Source organism: Sphaerospermopsis sp. LEGE 00249, from assembly GCF_014299995.1.
Lineage (GTDB): Bacteria > Cyanobacteriota > Cyanobacteriia > Cyanobacteriales > Nostocaceae > Sphaerospermopsis > Sphaerospermopsis kisseleviana.
Genome location: NZ_JACJUZ010000072.1, coordinates 1 through 13,665, shown reverse-complemented (window position 1 = coordinate 13,665; position 13,665 = coordinate 1). Strand labels below are relative to the sequence as shown.

Below are 13,665 nucleotides of genomic sequence, written 5' to 3'. Positions count from 1 at the left end.
TCCCAATCACCAATCACCACATTAACTGAATTGTGTCTTGGCAAGAGAAAATAAGAAATATTGATTTTAGCAGACAACACAAAATGGATACCAAAGCTTTTAAACGCAGCCTCCAACATTCAGAAAATTACAATCGGAAAGGATTTGGACATAAAGCAGAAGTGTCCACTCAGTTGCAGTCTGAGTATGAAAGTAGCTTAATTCAAGAGATACGCGATCGCAACTACATCCTTCAAAGAGGTAATGTTACTATCCGACTAGCACAAGCATTTGGATTTTGCTGGGGTGTAGAACGTGCCGTAGCAATGGCCTATGAAACTCGTCAGCACTTCCCCACAGAACGCATCTGGATCACCAACGAAATAATTCACAATCCTTCTGTGAACAAACGGATGCAAGAAATGGAAGTCCAATTTATTCCTGTTGAAGCTAATAAAAAGGACTTTTCTGTTGTCGATCAAGGTGATGTAGTCATTCTGCCCGCCTTTGGTGCCAGCGTCCAAGAAATGCAAATTTTACATGATAAAGGTTGCCAAATTGTTGATACAACTTGTCCTTGGGTTTCCAAAGTTTGGAACACAGTTGAAAAACACAAAAAAGGCGAATTTACCTCAATTATTCACGGTAAATACAAACACGAAGAAACCGTTGCTACCAGTTCCTTTGCAGGTAAATATCTGATTGTTTTGAATTTACAAGAAGCCGAATATGTGGCTAACTATATCCTCAATGGTGGCAACCGTGAGGAATTTTTAACCAAGTTTGCTAAAGCTTGTTCTGCTGGATTTGACCCTGACAAAGATTTAGAAAAAGTGGGTATTGCCAACCAAACCACCATGCTCAAAGGTGACACCGAAAAAATTGGTAAACTCTTTGAGAAAACCATGATGCAGAAATATGGACCCGCTGCATTAAATCAACATTTCCAAAGTTTCAACACCATCTGCGACGCTACCCAAGAAAGACAAGATGCCATGTTGGAATTAGTCGAACACAATTTAGATTTAATAGTAGTAATTGGTGGATTTAATTCTTCAAATACTACACAATTACAACAGATAGCTTTTGACCGCAATATTCCTTCCTATCACATTGATAGCGTTGAGCGTATTCTCTCAGCTAACGCCATCGAACATCGGCAATTAACTGGAGAATTGACAATAGCAGAAAACTGGCTACCGGAAGGAGAAATAGTTGTTGGTGTCACCTCTGGAGCTTCTACACCTGATAAAGTTGTAGAAGATATCATTGAGAAAATTTTTGCTTTAAAAGCAAACTGGTAAGTAGATCAACATAATTAAACATAAAAGGTTGAAAAGCTAGATACCCGACTTTTGACAGAAGTCGGGTATCTGGATATTACGCTAGTTTCCAATTACCAATCACCGATCATCAATCACCAGCTATTTGGACCACATTCCGCACCCACAACTGTCACACCCCAAGGAAATGGATGTATTTAGTACATAGGAACTAATTGCTGAGAAGATTTGTTAAAGCTTAATAGGAATTATTACTATTTAGATAGAGATACGTTCTTGTTTCATTGACTCTACATTAGATTCCGAAAAGCCCTTATGTCAAGCCTGATTGAGATGCTCTTACCCTGCACATCAGGGATATTTATTCTGGTTGTATTAAAAATCTCTTAACAGTATTAACTCTTTATTTTGATATTGAAGAAAACAAAGATAAAATAGAAGAGTCCTTGGTTGAAGCAAAAAAATATTTAGCCCTTTTGTTAATCTACACTAAAAGTATAAAAGAATTTAAGGAAATTCAGAAAGATATATATTTATTTACCATAGGTGAATACAAAGAGGTTATAGAAGAGTCCAATAAAAAAGGCTTAAAACTTTCAGTTAGATATGCGTCTATCCAAGAAGCATCCATAAGAGATATCCGTCTTGCATCAGATATAATACTGAAAAAAATTCTTGAAACAGCACCAAAAGATAAAAGACTATAATTTCTTTGACACTTGCAATTTTTTATATATTTACTTTGAGGGAATACGAGATAATATAGAAACATCTTCTAGTGAAAAACATCATGCAAGCATACAAACTCAAAGGAAAAATTGATTCATCTGGTAAATTAGTAATTACCGACCCCCTGAATTTACCTCCTGGAGATGTAGAAATTGTAGTTTGGCAAGCTACTGAGACGCTTGATAATACTACAACCCCAGCAAGTGAACCAGCACCAGAAACACCAAAGAGAAAATCTAAGATAAAAGCATTTGAGGGTTTATTTGAAAATGCCCCACCCGTTCCAGCAGACTTTGATCCAGAACAAGCTAAATATGAATATTTAAAGGAGAAATATAACCTGTGAAAATCCTGCTAGATACTAATATTATCATTGATAATGCCCTAGAAAGAGAGCCTTTTTGGAATACAAGTGAACAAGTTTTATCACTGATTGAACAAGGGAAAATTGCAGGTTCTATTTCAGCTTCAACTTTTAGTGATTTGTATTATATCATCCGTAAAGCCAGAGGTCGAGATTGGACGCTTACCTATTTAAATCAGTTAGTTACTTTCTGTCAAATTGCCACGGTAAATCAGGCTGCAATTACAATGGCTTTCACAACCAATTTTAAAGATTTTGAAGATGCCATTCAATACTCCACTGCTGTAGTTAATCAATTAGATGCGATTATTACCCGTAATTCTCAAGATTTCCCCGTAGTTACACCGCGAATTCTTACTCCTGACCAATTAATTGAGGAATTAACCAACTCTCCTTGATTGATTTAAACTAATTTTGGATTTTAGACCGACCTTAAACATCCAATCCAAAATCCAAAATTATCCCTCAATTTCCTCCTAATTAAACCACCTGAAACAACCTACAAACACCAAGAATCAGCACCAGTAAATCCGACATTCCGCACCCTTAACTGTCACAATCGGTTATTACGGAAAATGATTTATAAAAAAGGAGTATAAAATCACCTTTGGCTCAAAAAAAATAGATTTTGGATAGGAAAAGTTATTAGATGTATTCTCAATAAGGAGCAATAAATATAAGAGTGGTTTAGTAGAGAATTTTAATAATATAATTTTATCCTGATAATCTCAATACATGATTTTAACTTATGCTTATCTAAAAATAAAGTTAAAAACGCCATGAAAATTTCAGAACATTAATTTGATTAATGAGCTAAATAGTCCAATTAAAATATGCTTATCATCATTGAAATATTCTGGTTTTGCTCCTGCACCAATTAAGTGTTCACAAGCGATTAATTCAAAGAATTTTGGGAACATATATAAAGGCTGTGACATCATGCTTAAACCGTTTAAAATCATCGCCTTTACTACCTGACCTGCACTGACTTTTTCTTCTGGTTCTGATCCTAGTAAATTATTAATTATTTCTACTATCCCTAAATGGTCTATCTTCTTCAAATCAAGGTCTTTTACATTAAACATGACAACAGAAACTCCACCAAAGTATCTATTTCAATTTTCTCATTTTTCTGTTGAGTCAACACATTTTTTTAGTTTTTTCATCGTAATTGAGGATAAACTTTTCAATGATTTTGAACTCAGTTTTCTATCAAAATAACCTAAGAACCAATAATTTTATACTTAGTTGTATTTGTTAACTGTATCTCTATCTAAATAGTAATAATTCCTATTAAGCTTTAACAAATCTTCTCAGCAATTAGTTCCTATGTACTAAATACATCCATTTCCTTGGGGTGTGACAGTTGTGGGTGCGGAATGTGGGATTTGGCATTTTGGCAATCATCCACTAAAGTAACCTGATATATTACAGAAATTACCAAGATGTTTTTAATTATTATACCGTGGACGGGTTAAAACCCGTCTCTTTTGTCATTGTAATATTTGCCATTTTGGCAGAAACTCAAAAATTAATTGTGCTAGATTAATCAAAGTTGCAGAGATTAATCTATGAATCAAACAATTTACACGGTTTAAATTACCGTTTTTATTGTTGATGTCATTGACAATCCTGACAACCTATTGAATGTTATTTCTACTATTTTTTTTATATTCCAAGGTGTATTGCCACTTTCAAGCTATTAGTGCGGACGGGATAACCCCCGTCCTTTTTTATTTGGGGTAATAACTGAATTTTTGGCAACCGGATCATCTATTATCAGTTTTTCGCATATTTGCATACATCCTCTGGGAAGATGCAGCCACAAAACCAGACAGGTTAAATTACTTTGGGATGTTGTTATGCACTGGATTTATAGCGAGGTTTGGTTAACCACCAAACCTTTTTTGTGTGTCAACATTAAGACCCACATTCCGCACTTCAAAAAGTAGTATGATTTAACTACAGTGATGGTCAATTAAAACTTATGATTTTAACAATTACGTATCAAGTACAAAGGGGAGATCTATCACTTAATACTCATAGGAATAGGAAAAATTAACCAACTTATATCTAAAGTATTAAAATATCTAAAGTATTAAAAACCAATGACTGATGATTACTCTCCTGCTTACCGATGGTAAATTTTCCACTACACCCCGTTTTATGGTAAAAATTAAATTGACAACAAAAAACATCAATAGTAATCATGAGTCTAATTTGGCAAGTTGATTTTTATCGCAGTCCCCAAAAAGATACAGCAGGACAGATATTATGGGATTTATTGATTTGTGATCCAAGTCGTCACTTTGAATATATCGCTACCTGTCCCCAGTCACAAGCAAATTCAAATTGGTTAACAGAACATTTTAAACTAGCAGCTAAGGAAAAATTACCTGATTTAATTCAAGTTTTTCGTCCTCAAGCTTTAAGTTTAATTACAGCAGCAGCGAATAATTTAGAAATTGAAATTGAAGCTACCCGTCGCACTCAAGCGTTAAAACAATGGTTGCAAGAAAAGCAATATTCCTTAGTTATTGATAAACCACCACCAACACCATTACCAGAAAATCTCTGGGGTGAAGAATGGCGTTTTGCAAATATTCAAGCTGGTGATATTATTGATGAATTTGCAGATCGTCCGATTCCTGTTTTACAAATACCAGAATTTCTACAACCAATTAATTTAGGTTTAGCTTCAACTGTTCCTATTCCCGGTGTGATAATTTATGGTGGTAGACAATCTCTGCGTTTAGTAAGATGGTTACAAGAAACTAACCCTGTGAGTTTAAATTATATTCCTGGTTCACCTGATGGGTTAATTTTAGAAGCAGGTTTAGCAGATAGATGGATTTTAGCAACTTTTGAAGATGCAGAAGTTACAGCAGCAGCAAAAGTTTATCAACAACGCAAACAATTAAGTAAAGGTTTGCATTTTTTATTGGTACAACCTGATGATTCAGGGATGACTTTTAGCGGTTTTTGGTTGTTAAAAGAGGAACAGTAAAATTATTTGTAATGCAAGTCAATATTCTGACTCCTGACTCCTAAATTCTGAAATTATTTCCTCAATTCGTGCATACTTCTGACAATTTTGGTAACTATATTTCTAGGTGCAAATCTCACGGATCTAGCTAATATTTGATTTCTAATTCCGGGAATAGTAATAGTTTTATTTGCCATTAAACTATCATAACCAATTTTAGCCACACTTTCAGTTGTCATCATTCTATTAACATGAGAAATTTTTGATTCTTCCATTGCTGCGGATTTTTGAAATTTGGATGCAGTAGGACCAGGACAAAGTGCGGTGACAGTGACACCTGTACCTTCTAATTCATTAGCGATCGCCTCTGAAAATGATAACACATAAGCATGCAAAATGAAGTTTGTAACAATTACATTAACTTTATTAGTTATCAATTTGAAAATCTGTATTTTTTGATTCATTATTGATTGACAAATGTTTATAAAACATGAAATACTAATTATTGTTTTCATTAATTGTTTAATTAAATACAGATATGCAAGCAAGTTTTTTAAGTTCAGTTGTTCTACCTCTATCCTTAGCGATCATTATGTTAGGGATGGGATTATCTCTTGTCCCTGAAGATTTCCAACGAGTAACAAAATATCCCAAAGCAGTCGCTATTGGTTTGTTCAGTCAATTAATTTTGTTACCTATTATTGGTTTTATCATTGCTAAAGTTGTACCCATGCAACCTGCGATCGCAATGGGGTTAATGATAGTGGCAATATGTCCAGGAGGAGTTTCCTCCAATATAATTACATTCCTCGCTAAAGGTGATGTTGCACTTTCAGTCACTCTCACCGCTTTTAGCAGTTTGATTACAGTATTTACAATTCCGGTGTTAGGAAACCTTGCATATCAGCATTTTATAGGACAAAATGCAACCCTCGCTCTACCCATTGGAAAAACAATACTGCAAATTTTTCTGATGATACTTTGTCCTATAGGTTTGGGGATGTTACTACGGCAGAAGTTTCCTAAATTTGCCATTTCTTTGGAAAAAGTAACTAACCGTGTCGCAGGAGCATTCTTAGCAATCATCATTCTGCTGTTAATTATTCGTGAGTGGGAAAGTCTCCCTGGCTTTATTCTACAAGTTGGAATTGGTGTTATCTTGTTAAATACAATTTCAATGTCTCTAGGTTTTCTGCTTAGTAACCTTTTAAAACTCAATCATCCTCAAAAAGTCTGCATTGCCATTGAAGTAGGTTTTCAAAACACTACATTAGCCTTCACAATTGCTCTGGGACTTCTTAACAGCCCTGATATGGGAATACCAGCAGCGGTTTATGGTTTATTTATGAATATCACTGGGTTTATTGCTATTTGCTACGGCAGAAAGTTGGCTAAAAAGAAATCCAAATCAACGCTCTCCGGTGGTCAGAATGTGTCAACAAAATCCGAAATTGTAGCAGAAGGCAAGAGGCAATAGGCAATTTTCTAGGTTTTACATTTATTCAGCATCCCCTCAATAGGGTTTGCTGTTTGCGTAGCGTGCTGTAGCCATAAAAGTCTTGTGGTGATATGGCAGCATGATACAAGTCATGGGCTAATATCGTGTCAGCTTGATTGCTGATCATTAAACCGGAAGAACCCAACCCCGCCAAAGCTGTGCTTTGTCTCCCCTCCCTGCAAGCGGGGAGGGTATTAAGGCTCACAGGGGATAGATTGAGAATTATTAGGTTGCCGAATAAATAATAATCGGTTGCTTGTTAATCTTTCATGGGTAAGTCGCATCATTAAATGAGTTTTCCCTGTTCCTGGTTCTCCAATAACAACAACTCCTTTACTTTGATGATTGGGATCTAATTTGATGTTATTTAATGCAGTTTGTAAAATCTGAAATTGTTGATGATAAGTATCAGGATAATCGGGATGATTTTGGAATGGTGTATCAACGCGACTAAGCTGTTACACAGCTAAATTGTATAATCCTAATATTCTGAACTCTTGTTGAACAGGCAAAATGCCTGTTCCACTTATACAAATTAAATGCACAACGGCTTATAATTTGTATCTATAACTTGATTAACCTAGAGTTTCCTATAAATCTTACTTTCTCTTTGCGCCTTTGCGCCTTTGCGTGAGACAATCATTTATAATGTCTGATAACTTCAGCAACAGACCAAGCTTGTGCGATCGCACCTCTAGGAGTATGGGGTGCATCACCATCAAAAATTTCCGAAATTGAACCTAAACAACCATTAGATGAAAAATGATCTAACAACGGTTTCCAGTCAAAAGGTAAGGGTGTTTCAGGATAAAAACGCTCCCAAGCTCGAATATAAGCACCGATCAACCAAGTCCAAACCGTACCTTGATGATAAGCGCGATCGCGTTTTTGCGGACTTCCTTCACATTTTCCCTGATATTCTGGATCACTAGGATCAAGACTGCGTAAACCATAGGGAGTTAATAACCTGGAAGTTGCTAAGTCTAAAACTTTTTGTCCTTGCTGTTGAGAAAAAGCACAATGATGTAAAGATAAAGCTAAAATAGCATTGGGGCGAATTTGGGAATTACGACTATCCTCTAAATCAATGAGATCATATAAATAACCTAACTGGGGATGCCAAAATTTTTGTAAGGATATTTTTACCAGTTCTGCTTGTTGTTGATAACGTTGTTTTTGACTGATTAAACGACTAGAATGATCTATATATTCATGACTTAAATGTTCTGACCATTTACTTAACCAACATAAAGCAGAATACCATAAAGCATTGATTTCTACTGCTTTACCGCAACGTGGTGTTACAGGTATTCCTTCTACCAGTGCATCCATCCAAGTTAACGCTACATCTTGAGCATCCCAAGACACTAAACCATCAATAGCATCAACTTGAATATTATAACGAGTACCGCTGACAAAAGCTTTATGAATTTGCTGCACAATAGGAAATTGTTCTAACAAAAATTGCCAATCTTGAGTAGTTTCTAAATAAAGTCCTAAAATTTCAATCCACCATAAAGCAGCATCAATACTATTATAAAATGGTTCGTTATCTACATCAGGAAAAGTATTCGGTATGAGTCCATGACGACAGTAACTCCCAAAGGTTTTTAACAGTCCTTTAGCAATTTCAAAACGTCCTGTTACTAATGTTAATCCTGGTAAAGCAATTAATGTATCTCTTCCCCAATCATTAAACCAATGATATCCTGCAATTACCGTAGGACCTGCTATGGAATCACGATAAACTATAAATTGATCACTAGCTTTGAGTAGTTGTTTTTGAATAGGTGATAGGTGACAGGTAACAGGTGACAGTAAAGAAGAAAGTGTTAAGGAAGAATTTTCACCCCATTTTCCCGTCTCCTCATTTCCCCACCCAAAAATCTGCGCTATTCTTGCTTGTTCTGTTACTACTGCTTCTGTAAAACTATCAGGTGAAAAATTTTCTTGGGAGTCGGGGAAACCTACTTTAGCTTCTAGGGTGACTGTATCTCCTGGTTGCAAGTTTACGGTTAAATAACCAGGACTATATAAATCTTGGCGATCGCCTAATCCTCTTTTTGTTTCTGCTGGTAAACTATAATTCCAATACCATAACCCATCTACTTGATATTTTCCCTGGGTCCATCGTAAATGCCAAGGTGTACCAAAGTTACCACAAAAGTTATCCCAGTTATTCATTTGTAAACACAGTATATTTTGATGGAGTAATTGGGAAAACTGGATTTTTTTGTTACCTATTTGTTGATGGTGAAAATTGCGATCGCCTATAAACAACCTTAACCTTAAAATCCCTTCCTCTTTCCCCTCATACCGATATTCAATCAAAACTCTTTGATTATTGCTACAGACCTTTACCCTATCCCCTTCTAGTCCCCAGTCCCCAGCGATGCACTGAGCTTGTCGAAGTGTCCCCAGTCCCCAATTTGGCATTACCAAACGCCTAGATAACTGCCAATTATCCCCACTCCAAACCCATTTGGGAACTGGGTTATGATCAAACTGTTGTAAAAATTTATATCCTGTTGGTTCAATTTTACCCGTACCCCAAAGATTTGTTCCCAGTGCTATAACTTTTCCTGGGATTTCTAAACTTGCTTCTAAATGGGAAAGTAGTAATTTTCTGTCTGAAGGTGGATTTGTAGCCGCAAATAACCAACCATGATAAGTCCGTGTATGCACATCCGCAACTGTACCACTGGCAAAACCACCTAAGCCATTAGTTAGTAACCATTCTCTTGTATCTAAATCAAACATTGGCTTTTAAATTGGTAGCGGGTAATGGGTAGTTGGTAATTGGTAATGGGTCATTGGTAAAAACTCTTAACTATCAACTATTAACTATCAACTGTTCTCAAAATCGTAATGACTATGATATAGTCGTAACAGATTGTAACTAAACTGTGATGAGCGTGGAGGAATGGTTGATCTAACCCAGATACCCACGCCAAAAAATGGATATAAAACTCAAGGAGAACTAGGTTAAATGTCACTCAATAATGGATGTCTTCGTGTTGGTCAACAGGCTCCCGATTTTACAGCAACAGCTGTAGCAGATCAAGAATTTAAGACCATCAAACTTTCTGACTATCGCGGCAAGTATGTAGTCCTGTTTTTCTACCCCTTAGACTTTACCTTTGTTTGCCCCACCGAGATCACAGCATTCAGCGATCGCTACGAAGAATTCAAGAATCTTAATACAGAAATCTTAGGTGTTTCTGTAGATAGTGAATTTTCTCACCTCGCTTGGATTCAAACAGATCGTAAATCTGGGGGTGTGGGTGACTTAAATTATCCCCTAGTTTCCGACATCAAGAAAGAAATTAGCGCAGACTATAACGTTCTCGATCCAGCAGCTGGTATTGCTTTGCGTGGTTTATTTATCATTGATAAAGATGGTGTAATTCAACATTCTACCATTAATAACTTAGCATTTGGTCGCAGTGTAGATGAAACATTGCGTACATTACAGGCTATTCAGCACGTTTAATCTCACCCAGACGAAGTTTGTCCTGCTGGTTGGCAACCCGGAGAAAAAACAATGGTTCCCGATCCTGTGAAGTCTAAAGTTTACTTCGCAGCAGTGTAGGTGATTGGTGATTGGTGATTGGTGAAGAAAATTTTAGATTTTAGATTTTAGATTTTAGATTGGAGTTCATCAAATACAATCCAAAATCCAAAATCCAAAATCCAAAATTGAATTACCCATTACCCATTACCCATTACCCATTACCCATTCTTAATTTTTAACTTTTAACTTTTAACTTTTAATTATTTATGTTGACATCTACAGATTTTACAGGTTTATTGAACGAGCGATTTTTCCGCAATTTGTTACCCAAACCAGCACTCGATGATTTAAGATTGGGAATATTAACACCTGACTTTAAATTAACAGATGTTACCAATAATCGTACAATCAAATTATCAGATTATCGTGGTCAACAGCCTGTTATTTTAGCATTTACAAGAATTTTTACAGAAAAACAATATTGTCCTTTTTGTTATCCTCATATTAAAGCATTAAATGAAAATTATGAGGAATTTACAAAACGGGGTATAGAAATTTTAATGATCACCAGCACAGATAAACACCAAAGTCAAGCAGTAGTAAGAGACTTAGGATTAAAAATGCCCTTATTAATAAATCCTAGTTGTCATATTTTTAGAACATATCACACAGGGCAAGCATTAGGAGCGCCCTTACCAGCGCAGTTTGTATTAGATAAAGATGGAAAATTAATCTACAGACATTTATTTTCATTCTTAGATCATAACGCTAGTGTAGAGACATTGCTAGAAAAGTATGCTGGAAATAGAAATTAAGGAGATTTGAATAAAATCAATATATACGACTCCTAGTTATTTGATTATTGAACAAGACCCAGTACATACTGAAACCCTTATTTCCTGTTCCTTTTTCCCTGCTGTATGTAAATTTTCGTTATAAGCTGTTGTGCATTTAATTTGTATAAGTGGAACAGGCATCTTGCCTGTTAAACAAGAGTTCAGAATATTAGGATTATACAATTTAGCTGTGTAACAGCTTAGTATTCAAAATCTTTGACGATAAGGCGTGTATAATAAAACCCAATACAGCGATAAATACAGGTATAACTTTTTCCCATGATAACACTTTATTATTCGCCAATTCATGTAAACCCACGCCGAGTTTGGATTACACTAATAGAAAAAGGATTAAAATTTGAATTGGTAGAAGTTAAACTGATCAACGACGAGCAGTTTAAACCAGAATTTTTAGCGATTAACCCTTTCCATCATATTCCAGTTTTGGTAGATGACGGTTTGACTATGGTGGAGTCCTTGGCGATTTTGGATTATTTAGAAGCTAAATATCCAAACCCACCAATGTTACCAAAAGATGCCAAAGATTTAGCAATTGTGCAAATGGTGCAACACATTTGTGTCAATGAAATATTACCAGCCAGGGAGCCGCTGATGTCAGTAATGTTCGATTTACCAGGAAAAAATCCAGAAGCAATTGAGCAAGCGAAGATAAAAGTTAATACAGCATTGAAGTTTTTTGAGAATCTACTTGATTACCGTCCATTCTTTGGCAGCAATAATCTAACTTTAGGTGATGTTGTAGCGGGAACACTCATACCTTGGTTGCCAAAAACAGGTATTTCCTTCAACGATTATCCAAAATTGACTGCTTGGTGCGATCGCCTAGTTGCACGTCCAGCATGGCAAGCTACCCAAGCGACACCGGAGATGATGGCAAATTATTACAAGTTGTTAATCAAAAGAATGGGATAGCAAGCTAATATCTCTGACTTATGGAAAAAGTTAGGGATATGGATCAAAAATTGGGTAGTGAAGAAATATTTAGCCCACATTCCGCACCCCCCAGTGTCACAATCGGTAATTTCGGATTTTTGAAGACCTTTGAGGATAATTTTAATACAAAATGGTCTAAAGTTTAGGTAGCGATAGCGAAGCGCTGCTGCAAGCAGTTCGCCAATCTCAAATCCCCAAATGACCATTTTTCGTTGTGTGACAGTTTAGGGTGCGGAAGGTGGGATAAATTATTAATTTTTGTCCAAGGTTGTTTTCCCAATGCTTCGCCCCTACGACTCCTGACTCCTGACTCCTTACAATTTCACCTGTGCCAAATGACTACGGGGGTTGTAGGTACGAATAGAGCGGAGTTTTTCATAATATTCTCGCTCCTGTGGGGTGAGGTCTTTGGGGGGTGCGATCGCAACTTTCACAAATTGATCACCACGTCCACCTTTAGCTAAAGGCCAACCCTTACCACGCAAACGCAGAGATTGACCAGAACGCACTCCCGCAGGTAACTTGACATTTACACTACCATCAGGAGTAGGAACATCAATGGAAGCACCTAAAGCAGCTTCATCAGGAGTTATTGGTACTTCACAAACGAGATGATCACCTTCAAATTGGAAAAAAGAATGGGGTTGCAGTTCCACCTTTAAATATAAATCTCCCCGTTGTTGAGTGCTATGGTTAACTTGACCTTTACCCCGCACCCGCAAGCGAGTACCGGTTTTTGCACCTGCGGGAATACGAACATCTATAGTTTCATTACCTAGACTAAACCGTTTTTGCACTCCTGCGAATCCTTCAGCAAAAGTGAGACTAATAGTATATTCACTATCTTGGGCAGCAGCACCGCCCATATCTTGAAAACCAAAATCATTAAAACCGCCAAAACCTGTACCTGGTTTACCTGTAGAGGTACGATAGGAATAACTTTGTTTGTTGGTGCGTGGTCCTGCACCACCAAATAAATCATTAATGAAATCATTAAAACTGCCGTATTGACCAAAGTCAAAACCGCTCATATCTACCCCTGATCCACCAGGGAAACCACCTTCTCCTACCTGCCGCCAATATTGACCGTATTGATCATACTTTTTGCGTTTATCGGAGTCAGAGAGAACTTCGTAAGCTTCGTTAACTTCTTTAAATTTTGCTTCTGCTTGTTTATTACCGGGGTTAACATCGGGATGGTATTTGCGGGCTAATTTACGAAAAGCTTGTTTAATTTCTTCTGGAGTGGCAGTTTTAGTAATTCCTAAAATTGAGTAATAGTCTTTAAAATCGGTTGCAGCCATCTACCAGCCTCCTGTAAAAATTTAGGTAAAGTTAAGTTATGTTTTTTTCTAAGATGTTGAGATTTACTGTTTGCCTGGTCTAATGCCCGGAAACAGGATGATGATCCTAAATTAGCAAAGAATAGCAAAAATCCAGTGTGGTTGTCGCTCATAGTGCCAGCGCAATTACCGTACTCTTGAGGAGGCAGAAGGCAGAGGGCAGGGGGCAGGGAGCAGGG

General features: G+C 36.6%; 12 protein-coding genes and 1 pseudogene. 9 read left to right on the top strand and 4 right to left on the bottom strand.

Annotated features, from left to right (window positions below):
• The first annotated feature begins 83 nt into the window (after positions 1 to 83).
• The 4 genes from H5968_RS20185 (at position 84) to H5968_RS20170 (ending at position 2,753) form a co-directional block, all read left to right on the top strand.
• Positions 84 to 1,283, top strand: a complete 1,200-nt coding sequence (locus H5968_RS20185; RefSeq protein WP_096572132.1) for a 4-hydroxy-3-methylbut-2-enyl diphosphate reductase — start codon at positions 84 to 86, stop codon at positions 1,281 to 1,283.
• A 425-nt stretch (positions 1,284 to 1,708) separates the two neighbouring features.
• Positions 1,709 to 1,969: a hypothetical protein gene (locus H5968_RS20180; RefSeq protein ID WP_187041388.1), complete on the top strand. Its 261-nt coding sequence runs from the start codon at positions 1,709 to 1,711 to the stop codon at positions 1,967 to 1,969.
• A 71-nt stretch (positions 1,970 to 2,040) separates the two neighbouring features.
• Positions 2,041 to 2,337, top strand: a complete 297-nt coding sequence (locus tag H5968_RS20175) for a hypothetical protein (RefSeq protein WP_370569796.1) — start codon at positions 2,041 to 2,043, stop codon at positions 2,335 to 2,337.
• Positions 2,334 to 2,753 carry a PIN domain-containing protein gene (locus tag H5968_RS20170; protein ID WP_187041386.1) on the top strand — a complete coding sequence of 140 codons (420 nt, stop codon included), beginning with the start codon at positions 2,334 to 2,336 and terminating at the stop codon, positions 2,751 to 2,753. The genes H5968_RS20175 and H5968_RS20170 overlap by 4 nt, the downstream gene beginning before the upstream one ends.
• Positions 2,754 to 3,143: 390 nt before the next feature.
• On the opposite strand, the gene H5968_RS20165 is transcribed toward H5968_RS20170, so the two are convergent.
• Positions 3,144 to 3,440 (bottom strand): DUF4277 domain-containing protein, encoded by a 297-nt coding sequence (locus tag H5968_RS20165; protein ID WP_370569795.1) that lies wholly within the window; start codon positions 3,438 to 3,440, stop codon positions 3,144 to 3,146.
• Between the two features lie 1,124 nt (positions 3,441 to 4,564).
• On the opposite strand from H5968_RS20165, the gene H5968_RS20160 reads away from it, so the two are divergent.
• Positions 4,565 to 5,362: a Tab2/Atab2 family RNA-binding protein gene (locus H5968_RS20160; protein ID WP_187041385.1), complete on the top strand. Its 798-nt coding sequence runs from the start codon at positions 4,565 to 4,567 to the stop codon at positions 5,360 to 5,362.
• A 53-nt stretch (positions 5,363 to 5,415) separates the two neighbouring features.
• On the opposite strand, the gene H5968_RS20155 is transcribed toward H5968_RS20160, so the two are convergent.
• On the bottom strand, positions 5,416 to 5,778 hold the full coding sequence (locus tag H5968_RS20155) for a hypothetical protein (RefSeq protein ID WP_187041384.1): 363 nt from the start codon (positions 5,776 to 5,778) through the stop codon (positions 5,416 to 5,418).
• Between the two features lie 101 nt (positions 5,779 to 5,879).
• On the opposite strand from H5968_RS20155, the gene H5968_RS20150 reads away from it, so the two are divergent.
• Positions 5,880 to 6,818, top strand: a complete 939-nt coding sequence (locus H5968_RS20150) for a bile acid:sodium symporter family protein (RefSeq protein WP_187041383.1) — start codon at positions 5,880 to 5,882, stop codon at positions 6,816 to 6,818.
• A gap of 660 nt (positions 6,819 to 7,478) precedes the next feature.
• Here H5968_RS20150 and H5968_RS20145 read toward each other — a convergent pair.
• Positions 7,479 to 9,599: an amylo-alpha-1,6-glucosidase gene (locus tag H5968_RS20145; RefSeq protein WP_187041382.1), complete on the bottom strand. Its 2,121-nt coding sequence runs from the start codon at positions 9,597 to 9,599 to the stop codon at positions 7,479 to 7,481.
• A 229-nt stretch (positions 9,600 to 9,828) separates the two neighbouring features.
• Here H5968_RS20145 and H5968_RS20140 point away from each other — a divergent pair.
• From H5968_RS20140 to H5968_RS20130, 3 genes and pseudogenes are all read left to right on the top strand, one after another.
• Positions 9,829 to 10,431, top strand: a pseudogene (locus H5968_RS20140) (peroxiredoxin).
• A gap of 188 nt (positions 10,432 to 10,619) precedes the next feature.
• A complete protein-coding gene (locus tag H5968_RS20135) occupies positions 10,620 to 11,168 on the top strand; it encodes a peroxiredoxin (protein ID WP_187041381.1) in 549 nt (182 codons plus the stop codon).
• A gap of 300 nt (positions 11,169 to 11,468) precedes the next feature.
• On the top strand, positions 11,469 to 12,122 hold the full coding sequence (locus H5968_RS20130; RefSeq protein WP_187041380.1) for a glutathione S-transferase family protein: 654 nt from the start codon (positions 11,469 to 11,471) through the stop codon (positions 12,120 to 12,122).
• A 335-nt stretch (positions 12,123 to 12,457) separates the two neighbouring features.
• Here H5968_RS20130 and H5968_RS20125 read toward each other — a convergent pair whose 3' ends face one another.
• Positions 12,458 to 13,447 carry a DnaJ C-terminal domain-containing protein gene (locus H5968_RS20125; RefSeq protein ID WP_187041379.1) on the bottom strand — a complete coding sequence of 330 codons (990 nt, stop codon included), beginning with the start codon at positions 13,445 to 13,447 and terminating at the stop codon, positions 12,458 to 12,460.
• Positions 13,448 to 13,665: the final 218 nt, after the last annotated feature.